The organism is Streptomyces sp. NPDC017095 (assembly GCF_044332325.1).
In the GTDB taxonomy this organism is placed as follows: domain Bacteria; phylum Actinomycetota; class Actinomycetes; order Streptomycetales; family Streptomycetaceae; genus Streptomyces.
The window spans coordinates 71760-87183 of sequence record NZ_JBIROU010000010.1 but is presented as its reverse complement, the minus strand read 5'-3'; the positions used below and the strand labels follow the sequence as shown (position 1 = coordinate 87183).

Genomic DNA, 15424 nt, shown 5'->3' with positions numbered 1-15424 from the left:
CCCTCTCAGCCCAGCAGGACGTCGTCGTCGCCCAGCCGCTTCAGCTCGCGGTAGAGGATGGCGAGGCCGGTGACGATGGCGGCGGCGGACACGGTGGCGTCGATCAGCCGCAGCGTGTCGTTCTCCAGGCGGGCCTTCTTGATCTGCTTGACGACGCTCACGGCGCCGAAGGCAGTGGTGGCCATGGACAGGTACGTACCGGACTTCGACTTCTTGAAGTCCTTGGCCTTCGACAGCTTGCTCACAGCGACGGAGCCTCCTCCAGCAGCGGGTGACCCCACTTTTCCACGAAGGCGGCCTCGACGGCGGCCCCCACCCGGTAGAGGCGCTCGTCCTTCATCACCGGGGCGATGATCTGGAGGCCCACCGGGAGGTTGTCCTCCGGCGCGAGGCCGCAGGGCAGGGACATGGCCGCGTTGCCCGCCAGGTTGGTCGGGATGGTGCACAGGTCCGCGAGGTACATCGCCATCGGGTCGTCGGCGCGCTCGCCGATCGGGAAGGCGGTGGTCGGGGTCGTCGGGGAGACGATCACGTCGACCTGCTCGAAGGCCCGGTCGAAGTCCTGCTTGATCAGCGTGCGGACCTTCTGCGCGGAGCCGTAGTACGCGTCGTAGTACCCGCTCGACAGGGCGTACGTGCCGAGCATGATGCGGCGCTTGACCTCGGGGCCGAAGCCGGCCTCGCGGGTCAGGGAGGTGACCTCCTCGGCCGAGTGGCTGCCGTCGTCGCCGGTCCGCCGGCCGTAGCGCAGGCCGTCGAAGCGGGCGAGGTTGGAGGAGCACTCGGACGGCGCGATCAGGTAGTACGCCGACAGGGCGAGGTCGAAGGACGGGCAGTCCAGCTCGACGATCTCGGCGCCCAGCTCCTTCAGCAGCGCCACCGACTCGTCGAAGCGCTGGATGACGCCGGCCTGGTAGCCCTCGCCGCGGAACTGCTTGACGACGCCGACGCGCATGCCCTCGACCGAGCCGTTGCGGGCGGCCTCGACGACCGGCGGGACCGGGGCGTCGATGGACGTGGAGTCCAGCGGGTCGTGGCCGGCGATCACCTCGTGCAGCAGGGCCGCGTCCAGGACCGTACGGGCGCAGGGGCCGCCCTGGTCGAGGGAGGAGGAGAAGGCGACCATGCCGTACCGGGACACCGCGCCGTACGTCGGCTTCACGCCGACCGTGCCGGTGACGGCGGCCGGCTGGCGGATGGAGCCGCCGGTGTCGGTGCCGATGGCGAGCGGGGCCTCGTAGGCGGCGAGCGCCGCGGAGGAACCGCCGCCGGAACCGCCGGGGATCCTGGTGAGGTCCCAGGGGTTGCCGGTCGGGCCGTAGGCGCTGTTCTCGGTGGAGGAGCCCATGGCGAACTCGTCCATGTTGGTCTTGCCGAGGATGACGACGTCGGCGGCCTTGAGCTTCCGCGTGACCGTCGCGTCGTACGGCGGGATCCAGCCTTCGAGGATCTTCGAGCCGACGGTCGTGGGCACGCCCTCGGTGGTGAAGATGTCCTTCAGCGCGAGCGGGACGCCGGCCAGCGGGCCCAGCTTCTCGCCGCGCGCCCGCTTCTCGTCCACGGCACGGGCCTGGGCGAGGGCGCCCTCGCGGTCGACGTGCAGGAAGGCGTGGACCTTCTCGTCCACGGCCTCGATGCGGGCGAGGTGGGCCTCGGTGACCTCGACGGCCGTCAGCTCGCCGGAGGCGATCTTCTCGGCGGTCTGCGCGGCCGTGAGCTTGATGATGGTGTCCGTCATGATGGTCACTCCTCCCCCAGGATCTGCGGCACCTTGAAACGCTGCTGCTCCTGGGCGGGGGCGCCGGAGAGCGCCTGCTCGGGGGTGAGCGAGGGACGGACCTCGTCCGCCCGCATGACGTTCGTCAGCGGGAGCGGGTGCGAGGTCGGCGGTACGTCTTGGTCGGCGACCTCGCTGACGCGGGCTACCGCGCCGATGATGTCGTCCAGCTGGCCGGCGAAGTGGTCGAGTTCTTCGGGCTTCAGCTCCAGACGCGCCAGCCGGGCGAGGTGGGCGACCTCCTCGCGCGTGATGCCAGGCATGCAGCGATCCTCTGGGGTGAGAGTGTGTGGTTTGGGCTCAATCCTATGGGGCCGGGGCCCGTGCCCGTGAAACGGTTTGCCGCGGGGGCGGACCTCAGCGGTGCCGGCCGTCCCACGACTCGCTCTTCAGGAAGTGATTGTCGTACAGCTCCTGGACCTCCAGCAGGCTCTCCCGGGTGGCCTCGCCCAGGCGGACGCGCTGGAGGTGGCGGAAGTAATCGAAGCGCTCGACGCCCGGGGCGATGACGACGAGCAGGTCGGCGGTGCTGCCGGGAGCGGCGGCGAAGGCGTGCGGGCGGTCCGGCGGGACGATGATCAGGTCGCCGCGCGCGGCGGTGACGACGTCGTCGCCGGACAGCACCTCGGCCTCGCCGTCGAGCAGGTAGAACATCTCCGCCGAGCGGTGGTGGACATGCGGGCGGGCGCCGTCGGCGCCCCCGGCGAGCGTGACCCGCACCGTGGACAGCGCGCCGCCGGCGGCGCTGCTGTCGGCCAGCAGCCGTACGGCGACGGGGGCGTCGCCGACGACCTCGGCCCCGGCGTCCCGGACCAGCACGGTGTCGTCGAACCTGGGCACGAACAGGGACATGGCGCTTCTTTCCGTGGAGCTCGCGGGGCTCGGGGCCCCCATCGCAGCTGGTGGAACCGGTGGTCCGCGCGGGCCGGTGGTCCGGTGAGCCACGCGGGCCAGTGGATCACGCGGGCCGGTGGTCCGCGTGGGCCGGGCGGCTAGTCGGCGGCCGGGAGCGCGGCGGGCGGGCGCTGCCAGCCGCGGGAGCCGCGCGCCAGCAGCCACGCGGTCGCCTCCTGAGGCGGCATCGCCGCGGCGACCAGCCAGCCCTGCACCGCGTCGCACCCGAGGTCGCGCAGCCGCTCCCAGGTCTCGTCGTCCTCCACGCCCTCGGCGACGACCAGCAGGCCCAGCGAGTGGGCGAGGTCCACCGTGCAGCGCACGATCTCGGCGTCCTCGGTGTCGACGGCGAGCCGGGCCACGAACGAGCGGTCGATCTTCAGCTCGCTGACCGGCAGCCGCCGCAGGTGCACCAGGGAGGAGTACCCGGTGCCGAAGTCGTCCAGGGACATCTTCACGCCGTGGGCGGTGAGCCCGGCGAGGGTGTCGGCGGCCCGCTGCGGGTCCTCCAGCAGCACGTGTTCGGTGATCTCCAGCTGGAGCGCCCCGGCCGGGACGCCGTGCCGGGCCAGCCGGGCGGCGACGGAGCCGGCGAAGCCGGGCGTGTGGACGTCGCGCGGGGAGACGTTCACGGCGACCGGGACCCTGAGGCCCTGCGCGCGCCACCGGGCGACCTGGCCGAGCGCGGTCTCCAGCACGTACTCGGTGAGGTGGGGCATCAGGCCGGAGGACTCGGCTATCGCGATGAACTCGTCCGGCGGCACCTTGCCGCGCTCCGGGTGCACCCAGCGGACCAGCGCCTCCAGGCCGGCGACCTGCCCGTCGAAGCGGACCTTGGGCTGGTAGTGCAGCTCGACCTCCTGCGCGTCCAGCGCGCGGCGCAGGTCGCCCAGCAGGCCGAGGCGGTCGGGGGTGTTGGAGTCGCGCTTGGACTCGTACACCTCGACGCCCGTGCGGTCGCGTTTCGCCTGGTACATCGCGACGTCGGCGCGGCGCAGCAGGCCCTCGGCGTCGAGCGCGTGGTCGGGGAAGACGGCGACGCCGGCGCTGGCCTCCAGGACGAGGGTGAGCCCGTCCAGGTCGAGCGGGGAGCTGAGGACGGTGACGAGGCCGCGGGCGACGCGGGTGGCCGACGTGGTGGAGTCGGCGACGGGGAGTAAGACGGCGAACTCGTCACCGCCGAGCCGGGCGGCCTCGGCGCCGCGCGGCAGGGCGAGCCGGAGCCGGTCGGCGATCTGGAGCAGCAGCCGGTCGCCGGCCAGATGCCCGAGCGTGTCGTTCACCGACCGGAAGCGGTCGAGGTCGATCAGCATGAGCGCGGCGCGCGCGCCGATGCGGTCGGCGTCGTCCAGGGCGGTCCAGATGCGCTCCAGCAGCCACTGCCGGTTGGGCAGCCCGGTCAGCGGGTCGCGCAACTGCTCCTCGGCACGGGCGCGCGCCATCCACAGCGTGGAGTCCAGGGCGATCAGCGGGATGGCGAAGAGCGGCAGCAGTACCGGCCGGGCGTCGGCGACGACGCACAGCAGCGGCGCGATGCCGAGCAGCGCGACGGCCACCAGGCCCTGCCTGACCAGGGCGGTGCGGGTGACCGTGGGCAGGGCGCCGCGCCCGCGCGGCGCGTGCAGGTACCACAGCAGGCCGCGGCTGACGGCCAGGTAGGCGACCGCGGCCAGGACGACCTCGGGGACCGTGGTGACGCTCCAGCCGGCGGGCCGCCAGGGCTCCTCGACGGTGGGCACCGGGCCGCACGCGCCGAGCAGCAGGGCGCCGACGCCGATGCCGAGGACGTCCACCGCGCCGTGCAGCACGCCCTGCCGCCAGCGGTGCCGGCGGGCGATGCCGACCAGCACGACGACGGTGAGGCTGACCAGGCCGGCGGGCACCCAGCCGTACAGCAGCAGGACGGCGAGGGTGAGGGCGGCGCCCGAGCCGGTGCCGCCCGACCAGCGGGCGCGGCCCAGCATGACGAGGTGGCCGACGATGACGCCGGTGAGCAGGGCGAGCGCCCAGCCGACCGTGCCGCTCGGGAACAGGGCGTGGTGGCCGGTGTAGGCGCGGTAGAAACCGGCGGCCAGGACGAGGCCCGCGGCGGCGACGACGGCCGCGGGCAGTGCCGGCCAGGACGGGTGCGCTTCGGTGCCGGTGCCGGTCAGGGCGGGGCCGGCGGACGGTGGCGGAGCGGCGGGCGGCTCGGTGGCGGCGCCCGGTCCGGCGAGGCGGATCCGCACGCCCGTACGGCCGTCGGCCCGTACGGTCCACCGGTTCGCGCGCCGGGCGCCCGCGCGGCGGCGCAGACGCAGCCATGTGTCCGGGGCGGCGCTCTCGGTCGGTTTCATTCCCGTCCCTCTCACAGCCGGCGGTGCCCACGCCACGCGGCCCGATGCCCGACAACCATCAGCAGCTCCGCGTCGAAGAAACCCTCCCCGGGCCTCGTGAGGGCACGGAGATGCCCCAGCCGTAGCTGGGCACGGCAGGCGCACACCTCAACAGTAGGCCGCGGAAGGCTTCCACGGGCAGCGGTCTCCGACGGTTGCCCGAATGCGCCCGGGCCACCCGTATGCAACTGATATGCGCCGATCGGGTGGCCTTCAACCGCTACTCCCCGGTCGGAAGCGCGACTTCCGTCGCCGCTTCCGGTCCCTGCTCCAACAGGACCCCGAAACCCTCCTCGTTCAGAACGGGAACCTTCAGCTGCATGGCCTTGTCGTATTTCGATCCGGGGTTGTCACCCACCACGACGAACGAGGTCTTCTTGGACACGGAACCGGTCACTTTCGCGCCGCGGGTCTGCAGGGCCTCCTTGGCGCCGTCCCGGGTGAAGTGCTCCAGGGTGCCGGTGACGACGACGGTGAGCCCTTCCAGCGGACGCGGCCCCTCGTCCTCGCCGGGAGACTCGTCCTCCAGCGGGACCCCGGCGGCCTTCCACTTGCGGACGATCTCGCGGTGCCAGTCCTCGGCGAACCACTCCTTGAGCGCGGCGGCGATGATCGGGCCGACGCCGTCGGTGGCCGCCAGCTCCTCCTCGGTCGCCTGTTCGATCCGGTCGACGGAGCGGAACTCGCGGGCGAGGGCCTGCGCGGCCACCGGTCCCACATGGCGGATGGACAGCCCGTTGAGGAAGCGGGCCAGCGGCCGGGACTTGGCCGCCTCGATGTTCGCCAGCAGGGCGAGGGTGTTCTTCTTCGGCTCGCCCTTCTGGTTGGCGAAGACCGTGACGACCTTCTCCTCACCGGTCTTCGGGTCCCGCTTGGGCAGACCGCTGTCCGGGTCGAGGACGTACGCCTTGATGGGCAGCAGCTTCTCCACCGTCAGGTCGAACAGGTCGCCCTCGTCCACCAGCGGCGGGTCGGCCGGCTCCAGCGGCCGGGTCAGCGCGGCGGCGGCCACCGCGCCGAAGTGCTCGATGTCCAGGCACTCGCGGCCCGCCAGATACGCGACCCGCTCGCGCAACTGGGCCGGGCAGGTCCGGGCGTTGGGGCAGCGGAGGTCGATGTCGCCCTCCTTCATGGGCCGCAGCGGCGTCCCGCACTCGGGGCACTCGCCGGGCATCACGAACTCCCGCTCGCCGCCGTCCCGCAGGTCCACCACCGGACCGAGGATCTCCGGGATGACGTCACCGGCCTTGCGCAGCACGACGGTGTCGCCGATGAGGACGCCCTTGGCCCGGACGACCTCCTGGTTGTGCAGGGTGGCGAACTCCACCTCGCTGCCCGCGACGGTGACCGGCTCGACCTGGGCGTACGGCGTGACCCGGCCGGTGCGGCCGACGCCCACCTTGACGTCGAGCAGCTTGGTGTTGACCTCCTCCGGCGCGTACTTGTAGGCGATCGCCCAGCGGGGCGCCCGCGCGGTGGAGCCGAGCCGGCCCTGGAGGCGGATCTCGTCCAGCTTGACCACGACGCCGTCGATCTCGTGCGCCACGGAGTGACGGTTCTCGCCGTAGTACGCGATGAACCGCCGTACGCCGTCCAGGTCGTCGACCACGCGGTTGTGCGGGGAGGTGGGCAGGCCCCAGGTCTTCAGCAGGTCGTACGCCTGGGAGAGCCGGGTCATGCCCGTGTAGCCCTCCAGGGCGCCGATGCCGTGGACGACCATGTGCAGCGGGCGGGTGGCGGTGACCCGCGGGTCCTTCTGGCGCAGCGAACCGGCGGCGGCGTTGCGCGGGTTGGCGAACGGCTTGTCGCCGGCCGCGACCAGACGTTCGTTCAGTTCGAGGAACTTCTCCATCGGGAAGTACACCTCGCCGCGGATCTCCACCAGGTCGGGCACCTTGTCGCCGTCGAGGCGGTCCGGGATCTCCGCGATGGTGCGCACGTTCGGGGTGATGTCCTCGCCGGTGCGGCCGTCGCCGCGGGTGGCCGCGCGGGTGAGCCGGCCCTTCTCGTACGTGAGGTTGACCGCGAGGCCGTCCACCTTCAGCTCGCACAGGAAGTGGTACGCCTGCTCGCCCAGCTCCCTGGCGACGCGGTCCGCCCAGGCGGCCAGCTCGTCGTCGTTGAAGGTGTTGTCGAGCGAGAGCATCCGCTGGCGGTGCTCGACCGCCGTGAACTCCGTCTCGTACGCCCCCGCCACCTTCTGGGTGGGCGAGTTCGGCGTGCGCAGCTGCGGATAGTGCTCCTCCAGGGCCTCCAGGGACTTCAGGAGCCGGTCGAACTCCGCGTCGCTGACGACCGGAGCGTCCTTCACGTAGTACCGGAAGCGGTGCTCCTCGATCTGCTCCGCCAGCTGCGCGTGCTGCTCACGGGCCTCGGCGGGCACCGCCGTCGTCTCCGCCTGCTTGTCGCCGGCCACCGTGTCGTCCTCCCGTTACTCTGGGTTGTCCGCGAGGGATCTCGCCGCCCGGACGCAGTGGTCCAGCGCCTGGCGCGCGTAGGCGGGAGAGGCCCCCGCCAGACCGCACGCCGGAGTCACCGTGACCGCCTCCGCGAGCAACCCCGGAGACAGCCCCAGCCTGCGCCACAGCGTCCTGACACCCATGACGCTACCGGCAGGGTCTGACAACGGGCCGTCCGTGCCCGGCACGACACCGGCGAACAGCCGCGTACCGCCCTCGACGGCCTCGCCGATCACGTCGTCGTCACGCTCGGTGAGCAGCGCGAAGTCGAAGGAGACGGCCGCCGCGCCGGACCGCCGCAGCAGCGCGAACGGCACGTCCGGCGCGCAGGAGTGGACGACCACGGGCCCGCCGGCGTGCGCGCCGAAGACCTCGCGCAGGGCCGCCTCCACGACCTGCCGGTCCGGCGCCCGGTGGGTCCGGTAGCCGCTCGCCGTGCGGACCTGTCCGCGCAGCACGGCGGTGAGGGAGGGCTCGTCGAGCTGGAGGACGAGCCGGGCGCCCGGGACGCGCCGCCCCACCTCGGCCAGGTGCGCCCGCAGCCCCTCGGCGAGCGAGGCGGCGAGGTCCCGGCAGGCGCCGGGGTCCGACAGGACGGCCTCGCCGTTGCGCAGCTCCAGGGCGGCGGCCAGCGTCCAGGGGCCGACGGTCTGCACCTTCAGGTCGCCCTCGTAGCCGTGGGTGAACTCCTCCAGGGCGTCCAGGTCCTGCACCAGCCAGGACCTGGCCCGCCGGGTGTCCCGGCCCGGCCGGTCGCCGAGCCGCCAGCCGCTGGGCTCCACGCGCGCGTACAGCTCGACCAGCATCCCGGCGGTGCGGCCGGTCATGTCGGCGCCGGGCCCGCGCGCGGGGAGTTCGGGCAGGAAGGGGAAGTCCCCGAAGCTGCCCATGGCGGTCTTGGCGGCCTCCCGCGCGTCCGTGCCGGGCAGGGAGCCGACACCGGTGGCTCCCGGAAACCTGAACTGGCTGTTTTCGCTCACCAGGGCAGCCTACGGAACCCGGCGGCCGGGTCAGCGCCCCGGGCGCACCGTCAGGTCGTTGACCTCCGCGTCCCTGGGCAGGTCCAGGGCCATCAGGATCGTCGTGGCGACGGACTCGGGGTCGATCCACTTCGCCGGGTCGTACTCCTTGCCCTCCTGCTGGTGCACCTTGGCCTGCATGGGGCTGGCGGTGCGGCCGGGGTAGACGGAGGTGACGCGGACGCCGTGGGCGTGCTCCTCCTGGCGCAGGGAGTCGGCGAGGGCCTTCAGACCGTGCTTGGAGGCGGCGTACGCCGACCAGCCGGCGGACGCGCTGAGCCCGGCGCCGGAGTTGACGAAGACCACCTGGCCGTGGGCGGCCCGCAGCTGCGGCAGCAGCAGCCGGGTCAGCTCGGCGGGCGCGACCAGGTTGACGTTGAGCTGGTGGCGCCAGGACTTCGGGGTGAGGTCGCCGACCCCGCCGAGGTCGGCGACCCCGGCGATGTGCAGCAGGGAGTCCACCCGGTCCGGGAGCGTCTGGTGGGACAGCGCCCAGGACAGCTTGTCCGGGTCGGCGAGGTCGCCGGCCAGGGTGCGGGCGCCGGGGAACTCGGCCGCCAGTTCCTTGGCGCGGCCCGCGTCGCGCACGTGCAGGACGAGGTCGTCCCCGCGCGCGTGCAGCCGGCGGGCCACGGCCGCGCCGATGCCGGATCCGGCCCCGGTGATCACATGAGTAGCCATGCCGCCCATGCTCGCATCACCGGCCGGCGGACTGCTCCTCCAGGTAGGCCAGGGCGCGGACCGGCTCGTCCGCGAAGAACACCAGCTCGGCCAGCGGGCGGGGCAGGAAGCCCTCGGCCTCCATCCGGCGGAACTGCTCGCGCAGCCCGTCGTAGAAGCCCGCCGTGTTCAGCAGCACGACCGGCTTCTCGGTGCGGCCGTGCTTCTTCAGCTCCAGGATCTCGGTGGCCTCGTCCAGCGTGCCGGTGCCGCCCACCATGATCACCACGGCGTCGGCCTTCTCCAGCAGCAGCCTCTTGCGTTCGGCGAGGTCGGCCGCGACGATCATCTCGTCGGCGCCGGGCCGCGCCTTGTTCGCCAGGAACTCCACGGAGACGCCCAGCAGCCGGCCGCCCGCCTCCTGCACGCCGTCGGCGACCACCTTCATCAGGCCGACGTCGGAGCCGCCCCAGACCAGGGTGTGGCCGGCCTTGCCGATCAGCTCCGCGAACTCGCGCGCGGGACGCGTGTAGCGCTCGTCGAGGTCGGCGGCGGACAGGAAGACGCAGATGTTCATGGCCCCTACCGTACGGTGTCCGCGCGGGCGGGAAGAAGCGCGGCCCGTGCGGTGCTGAACCGGTATGAGCCAAGGACACACGATCACCGTCCAGCGAAGCGAGCGGCACGTGCGCGTGGTGCGCGACGGCCAGGTGCTCGCGGAATCCGACCGCCCCCTGGAGCTGCGCGAGACGGGCTGTCCGGTGCGGTACTACATCCCCGCCGAGGACGTACGCCTGGATCTGCTGACCCCGTCCGGAACGCACACCGTGTGCCCCTTCAAGGGCACGGCGTCCTACTGGTCGCTGCCGGAGGCGGCCGACCTCGTCTGGGCGTACCCCGACCCCAAGCCGGAGGTCGCGGAGATCAAGGACCACTACTGCTTCTACGACACCGACGTGTCATGACCGGATGAGCCCCGTGCCGTACGGCAGTCTGCACGGGCATGGACAAGAAGACGACTTCGCGCGACGGCATCTCCCTCGCGTACCACGTGACCGGCCAGGGGCCCACGGTGATCCTGGTCAGCGGTGCGATGTCCACCGGCGGCACCCTGCTGCCCCTGGCCCAGCGGCTCGCGGACCACTGCACGGCCGTCGTCTACGACCGCCGGGGCCGCGGCGAGAGCGGCGCCGGCGGGCCGTACGCGGTGGACCGCGAGATCGAGGACCTGGCCGCGCTGACCGGCGCGGTGGGCGGCGAGGCGGCGCTGTTCGGGGTCTCCTCGGGCGGCGCGCTCGTGCTGCGCGCGGCGGCGGGCGGACTGCCGGTGTCCCGGGCGGCGGTGTACGAGGTGCCGTACGCCGACCACCTGGCGGACGGCGCCGCCCGGGAGGCCGCCTACAAGGAGCGGCTGGGCGCGGCGCTCGCCGAGGGCCGGCGCGGGGACGCGGTGGAGCTGTTCCTGCGCCTGACGGGCCTCGGCGAGGAGGTGATCCAGGGCGCCCGCCAGTCCCCCATGTGGCCCGGCATGGAGGCCCTCGCGCCGAGCCTCGCGCACGACGACGCGGTCATGGGCGACGGGCTGCTGCCCGCGGACCGGGTCGCCGCGATCCCGGTGCCCGTGCTCGCGGTCGCGGGCGGCGCGAGCCCGGAGTGGATGCACCGGGCGGGCCAGGCGATCGCCCGGGCCGCACCGCGGGGCACCTACCGCGTCCTGCCGGGCCAGACCCACATGGTGGAGCCTGACGTGCTGGGGCCGGTGCTGGCGGAGTTCTTCACGGGGTAGCGGACCGGGCGGCTCAGACCGCCCGCGGGGTGGCGGACCGGGCGGCTCAGACCGCCGCGGCCGTCGCGCGCGTGGTGGACGCGATCGTCGCCGAGCCCACCACGCGCGTGCCGTCGTAGAGCACGATCGCCTGGCCGGGGGCGACGCCGCGGACCGGTGCGGCGAAGGTCACGCGCAGCTCGCCGCCGGTCAGTTCGGCGGTGACCGGGGTCTCGTCGCCGTGGGCGCGCAGCTGGGCGGTGTAGGCGCCGGGGCCGGCGGGGGCGGCGCCGCACCAGCGGGGCTTGACCGCGGTGAGGGCGGTGACGTCCAGGGCGTCGGCCGGGCCGACGGTGACCGTGTTGGTGACCGGGGAGATGTCCAGGACGTAGCGCGGCTTGCCGTCCGGGGCCGGGGTGCCGATCCTGAGGCCCTTGCGCTGGCCGATGGTGAAGCCGTACGCGCCCTCGTGCGTGCCCAGCCTGGCGCCGGACTCGTCCACGATGTCGCCCTCGGCCTTGCCGAGCCGCTTGGCCAGGAAGCCCTGGGTGTCGCCGTCGGCGATGAAGCAGATGTCGTGCGAGTCGGGCTTCCTGGCCACGGCCAGGCCCCGGCGTGCGGCCTCCGCGCGGATCTCCTCCTTGGTGGTGACCGTGTCGCCGAGCGGGAACATCGCGTGCGCGAGCTGCCGGTCGTCCAGCACCCCGAGGACGTACGACTGGTCCTTGGCCAGGTCGGAGGCGCGGTGCAGCTCGCGGGAGCCGTCCTCGCGCACGATCACCTGGGCGTAGTGGCCGGTGCAGACGGCGTCGAAGCCGAGGGCCAGCGCCTTGTCCAGCAGCGCGGCGAACTTGATCTTCTCGTTGCAGCGCAGGCACGGGTTCGGGGTGCGGCCGGCCTCGTACTCGGCGACGAAGTCCTCGACGACGTCCTCGCGGAAGCGGTCGGCGAGGTCCCAGACGTAGAACGGGATGCCGATGACGTCGGCCGCGCGGCGGGCGTCGCGCGAGTCCTCGATGGTGCAACAGCCCCGCGCGCCGGTGCGGAAGGACTGCGGGTTCGCGGAGAGCGCGAGGTGGACGCCGGTCACGTCGTGGCCTGCTTCCGCGGCGCGCGCGGCGGCGACGGCGGAGTCGACCCCGCCGGACATGGCGGCGAGGACGCGGAGGGGGCGGGTGCGCTGCGGGGTGTCAGTCATAACCCTTCCAGGGTACGGGGGCGCGGGAACCTGGTCCGCCGGTTGTCCGTTGATCCGGCATGGGGGCGACTTCGGGGACGGGCAGGGGGACGGCGGCGGGCGACGGGGACCGGCGGCCGGGCCGGCGCGCGCTGCTGGTGGGCGGGGCCGCGGTGGCCGTGGGCACGGCGCTGCTGGCCCGGGAGGAGCTGGGCCGGCTGTGGTGGCGGCTGCCCGGCGTGGACAGGCAGCGGACGGCGGGCGCGGTGGACTTCCGGGGCGCGCGCTGGGTGGCGGCCTCAGCGGCGAACTACCGCCTGGCGGACCGGCCGGCCGACTACCCGGTGGACCGGGTGGTCGTCCATGTCACCCAGGGCGGTTACGCGTCGGCGGTGAAGGTCTTCCAGGACCCGGCGCACGGCGCGGCGGCGCACTACGTCGTGCGCCGGGACGGGCGGATCACCCAGCTGGTCCGCGAGCTGGACGTGGCCTTCCACGCGGGCAACCGGGAGTACAACGAACGCAGTGTCGGCATCGAGCACGAGGGCTTCGTGACGGACCCCGCGTCCTTCACCGACGCCCTGTACGCGGCCTCGGCCCGGCTGACGGCCGCGATATGCGGACGCTACGGCATCCCGGTGGACCGGGAGCACATCATCGGCCACGCGGAGGTACCGGGCACGGACCACACGGACCCGGGCCCCTTGTGGGACTGGAACCGATACCTGCGCTTGGTCCACGCCGCACCCGCCGGGGCGCCTGCGGCGGGGTGAGGCCGGGGGCCGGGCTGGGAGGCCGGGGCTGGGGGCCGGACCGGGGGGCCGGGCCAGGGGGCCGGGCCAGGGGGCCGGGCCGGGGGGCCAGGGGCCGGGCCAGGGGGCCCGGACCGGGGGGCCGGGCCAGGGGGCCGGGCCAGGGGGCCAGGGGCCGGGCCAGGGGGCCGGGCCAGGGGGCCGGGCCAGGGGGCCGGGCCAGGGGGCCGGGCCAGGGGGCCGGGCCAGGGGGCCGGGCCGGGGGGCCAGGGGCCGGGCCTGGGGGCCGGGCCGGGGGGCCAGGGGCCGGGCCTGGGGGCCGGGCCGAGAGACCAAAACAGGGGCCGGGCCACAGGGGGCCGGGCAGCAGGGGGCCGGGGCGCTCCCGGCGGCTACGTCAGGCCCGCCGCGCGGGCGCGTTGCACCGCCGGGGCGATGGCCTTGGCCACCGCCTCGACGTCGGCCTCGGTGGGGGTGTGGCCGAGGGAGAAGCAGAGGGTGCCGCGGGCCAGAGGCCGGGCCGGGAGCCAGGCCAGGAGGCCGGGCCGGGGCCGGACCAGAAGGCCGGGCCAGGGCCGCACCTGGGGCCGGGCCAGGAGGCCGGGCCGGGGCCGGGCCAGGAGGCCGGGCCGGGGCCGGACCTGGGGCCGGGCCGGGGCCGGACCTGGGGCCGGGCCAGGGCCGGGCGCTCCCGGTGGCTACGTCAGGCCTGCCGCGCGGGCGCGTTGGACTGCTGGGGCTATGGCCTTGGCCACCGCCTCGACGTCGGCCTCGGTGGAGGTGTGGCCGAGGGAGAAGCGCAGGGTGCCGCGGGCCAGGTCCGGGTCGGTGCCGGTGGCGAGGAGGACGTGGCTGGGCTGGGCGACGCCCGCGGTGCAGGCGGAGCCGGTGGAGCACTCGATGCCCTGGGCGTCCAGCAGGAGCAGCAGGGAGTCGCCCTCGCAGCCGGGAAAGGTGAAGTGGGCGTTGGCCGGGAGCCGGCCGCCGGGTGCCGGGTCGCCGCCGAGGATCGCGTCCGGCACGGCCGTGCGGACGGCGTCGACGAGCCGGTCGCGCAGGGCGCCGATCTCGCGGGCGAACCACTCCTGCCGCTCGGCGGCGAGCCGGCCGGCGACGGCGAAGGCGGCGACGGCCGGGACGTCCAGCGTGCCGGAGCGGACGTGCCGCTCCTGGCCGCCGCCGTGCAGGACGGGCACGGGCGTGTGCTCACGGCCGAGGAGCAGGGCGCCGATGCCGTACGGACCGCCGATCTTGTGCCCGGAGACGGTCATGGCGGCCAGGCCCGAGGCCGCGAAGCCGACCGGGAGCTGACCGAACGCCTGGACCGCGTCGGCGTGCAGCGGGACTCCGAACTCGGCGGCCACGTCGGCCAGTTCCCGGACCGGCATGACGGTGCCGATCTCGTTGTTGGCCCACATCACGGTGGCCAGGGCGACGTCGTCGGGGTTGCGGGCGATGGCCTCGCGCAGCGCCTCGGGGTGGACGCGGCCGTGGGAGTCGACGGGGAGGTACTCGACGGTGGCGCCCTCGTGCTCGCCGAGCCAGTGCACCGCGTCCAGGACGGCGTGGTGCTCCACGGGGCTGGCGAGGACCCGGGTGCGGGCCGGGTCGGCGTCGACGCGGGACCAGTACAGGCCCTTGACGGCCAGGTTGTCGGCCTCGGTGCCGCCCGAGGTGAAGACGACCTCGCTGGGGCGGGCGCCGAGGGCTTCCGCGAGGGTCTCGCGGGACTCCTCGACCGTGCGGCGGGCCTGCCGGCCGGACGCGTGCAGGGAGGAGGCGTTGCCCGTGATGCCCAGCCGGGCGGCGAACGCCTCTGCCGCCTCCGGGAGCATCGGGGTGGTCGCGGCGTGGTCGAGGTAAGCCATGGTGAGCCCGATTCTACGGCTCCCCCGCGGCGGGCCCCGTCCGCCGGCGGGCGTCACAGGCTCCAGGACACCGTGCCCGAGATCTCCATCGCCGTCACCAGGACGATCAGGTCGGCGACGCCCAGGCCGAGGCCCAGGTAGGCGCGGCCCCGGCGGGCCGTGCCGCGCCAGAGGGCGGCCAGCGCCAGGACGATGGCGACCGGGCCGAGGAAGAGGTTGAGGACGAGCAGACCGAGCAGGCCGAGGACGAAGGACGCCACGGCCATGCCGTCGGCGTCACGGCCCCGGGTGCGGGCGCGGGGACGGGTGTCGGTGCGGCCGGTGGCCGGTGCGGTCAGATGCATGGTGCTCAGCTCCCGGGATCCTGGTGCGGCGGTCAGTGGGCCGAGGTGCCGCGGCGGCGTCCGTGGCGCTCGCGGAGCGCGAACACGCCGAGCCAGACGGCGATCACGGCGGCCAGGACGGCGGTGACGGTCAGCGGCGCGTGGGCCACGGTGCCCAGCACGACTCCGAGCAGCATGAACGCGGCGACGAGGAACAGCATGGGATCGGATCCCCCCTCCGGGGTGCCTCGTGGTCAGCCGGTGCGAAGCGCCAGCCGGTGTGAAGTTTGGGTGAACAGTTGTGGTAACACTTGTTCACTGACTTTGAGTCTAACCCCTTCCGCGGCTTTTCAAT

16 protein-coding genes and 1 pseudogene are annotated in these 15424 nt (G+C 74.1%); 3 read left to right on the top strand and 14 right to left on the bottom strand.

The features are described 5' to 3' along the window. Nucleotides 1–5: 5 nt before the first annotated feature. The 9 genes from ACH4OA_RS21260 to ACH4OA_RS21220 all read right to left on the bottom strand — a co-directional run bounded on the left by ACH4OA_RS21260 (nucleotide 6) and on the right by ACH4OA_RS21220 (nucleotide 9761). On the bottom strand, nucleotides 6–245 hold the full coding sequence (locus ACH4OA_RS21260; RefSeq protein ID WP_365883766.1) for a hypothetical protein: 240 nt from the start codon (nucleotides 243–245) through the stop codon (nucleotides 6–8). Beyond that, the gene (gene gatA, locus ACH4OA_RS21255) at nucleotides 242–1738 is read right to left on the bottom strand and encodes an Asp-tRNA(Asn)/Glu-tRNA(Gln) amidotransferase subunit GatA (protein WP_365941844.1); all 1497 of its coding nucleotides are present in this window, start codon (nucleotides 1736–1738) and stop codon (nucleotides 242–244) included. The genes ACH4OA_RS21260 and gatA overlap by 4 nt, the downstream gene beginning before the upstream one ends. A 5-nt stretch (nucleotides 1739–1743) precedes the next feature. Further along, nucleotides 1744–2040, bottom strand: coding sequence for an Asp-tRNA(Asn)/Glu-tRNA(Gln) amidotransferase subunit GatC (gene gatC, locus ACH4OA_RS21250; protein WP_006130840.1), 297 nt, complete (start codon nucleotides 2038–2040; stop codon nucleotides 1744–1746). A gap of 94 nt (nucleotides 2041–2134) precedes the next feature. Beyond that, the gene (locus ACH4OA_RS21245; protein WP_397970173.1) at nucleotides 2135–2629 is read right to left on the bottom strand and encodes a cupin domain-containing protein; all 495 of its coding nucleotides are present in this window, start codon (nucleotides 2627–2629) and stop codon (nucleotides 2135–2137) included. Between the two features lie 140 nt (nucleotides 2630–2769). Then, nucleotides 2770–5007, bottom strand: a complete 2238-nt coding sequence (locus ACH4OA_RS21240; RefSeq protein ID WP_397942996.1) for a putative bifunctional diguanylate cyclase/phosphodiesterase — start codon at nucleotides 5005–5007, stop codon at nucleotides 2770–2772. Nucleotides 5008–5266: 259 nt separating this feature from the next. Continuing rightward, on the bottom strand, nucleotides 5267–7462 hold the full coding sequence (gene ligA, locus ACH4OA_RS21235; protein WP_397970171.1) for an NAD-dependent DNA ligase LigA: 2196 nt from the start codon (nucleotides 7460–7462) through the stop codon (nucleotides 5267–5269). Nucleotides 7463–7477: 15 nt separating this feature from the next. Further along, on the bottom strand, nucleotides 7478–8485 hold the full coding sequence (locus ACH4OA_RS21230) for a methionine synthase (protein ID WP_397970169.1): 1008 nt from the start codon (nucleotides 8483–8485) through the stop codon (nucleotides 7478–7480). Between the two features lie 30 nt (nucleotides 8486–8515). After that, nucleotides 8516–9205 (bottom strand): SDR family oxidoreductase, encoded by a 690-nt coding sequence (locus tag ACH4OA_RS21225; RefSeq protein ID WP_397942992.1) that lies wholly within the window; start codon nucleotides 9203–9205, stop codon nucleotides 8516–8518. A 16-nt stretch (nucleotides 9206–9221) separates the two neighbouring features. Further along, nucleotides 9222–9761 carry a TIGR00730 family Rossman fold protein gene (locus tag ACH4OA_RS21220; RefSeq protein WP_365881742.1) on the bottom strand — a complete coding sequence of 180 codons (540 nt, stop codon included), beginning with the start codon at nucleotides 9759–9761 and terminating at the stop codon, nucleotides 9222–9224. A 64-nt stretch (nucleotides 9762–9825) separates the two neighbouring features. Here ACH4OA_RS21220 and ACH4OA_RS21215 point away from each other — a divergent pair, with 64 nt between their 5' ends. After that, nucleotides 9826–10149: a DUF427 domain-containing protein gene (locus tag ACH4OA_RS21215; protein ID WP_365881744.1), complete on the top strand. Its 324-nt coding sequence runs from the start codon at nucleotides 9826–9828 to the stop codon at nucleotides 10147–10149. A gap of 38 nt (nucleotides 10150–10187) precedes the next feature. Then, a complete protein-coding gene (locus ACH4OA_RS21210) occupies nucleotides 10188–10970 on the top strand; it encodes an alpha/beta fold hydrolase (RefSeq protein WP_397970167.1) in 783 nt (260 codons plus the stop codon). A 46-nt stretch (nucleotides 10971–11016) separates the two neighbouring features. Here the strand turns inward: ACH4OA_RS21210 and mnmA are convergent, their stop codons facing one another. After that, complete coding sequence (gene mnmA, locus ACH4OA_RS21205) at nucleotides 11017–12147, bottom strand: tRNA 2-thiouridine(34) synthase MnmA (protein WP_397942988.1); 1131 nt, start codon at nucleotides 12145–12147, stop codon at nucleotides 11017–11019. A 59-nt stretch (nucleotides 12148–12206) separates the two neighbouring features. On the opposite strand from mnmA, the gene ACH4OA_RS21200 reads away from it, so the two are divergent. Continuing rightward, on the top strand, nucleotides 12207–12899 hold the full coding sequence (locus ACH4OA_RS21200) for an N-acetylmuramoyl-L-alanine amidase (RefSeq protein WP_397948794.1): 693 nt from the start codon (nucleotides 12207–12209) through the stop codon (nucleotides 12897–12899). A 371-nt stretch (nucleotides 12900–13270) separates the two neighbouring features. Here the strand turns inward: ACH4OA_RS21200 and ACH4OA_RS21195 are convergent. From ACH4OA_RS21195 to ACH4OA_RS21180, 4 genes and pseudogenes are all read right to left on the bottom strand, one after another. Continuing rightward, nucleotides 13271–13390 (bottom strand): annotated as a pseudogene (locus tag ACH4OA_RS21195) (cysteine desulfurase NifS); the annotation flags it as partial. A 186-nt stretch (nucleotides 13391–13576) separates the two neighbouring features. Beyond that, entirely contained in the window at nucleotides 13577–14746 is a 1170-nt protein-coding gene (locus ACH4OA_RS21190; RefSeq protein ID WP_397970165.1) for a cysteine desulfurase family protein, read from the bottom strand. A 53-nt stretch (nucleotides 14747–14799) separates the two neighbouring features. Next, the gene (locus ACH4OA_RS21185) at nucleotides 14800–15090 is read right to left on the bottom strand and encodes a DUF4190 domain-containing protein (RefSeq protein WP_365879371.1); all 291 of its coding nucleotides are present in this window, start codon (nucleotides 15088–15090) and stop codon (nucleotides 14800–14802) included. Nucleotides 15091–15122: 32 nt separating this feature from the next. Further along, entirely contained in the window at nucleotides 15123–15290 is a 168-nt protein-coding gene (locus tag ACH4OA_RS21180) for a hypothetical protein (protein ID WP_365879373.1), read from the bottom strand. Nucleotides 15291–15424: the final 134 nt, after the last annotated feature.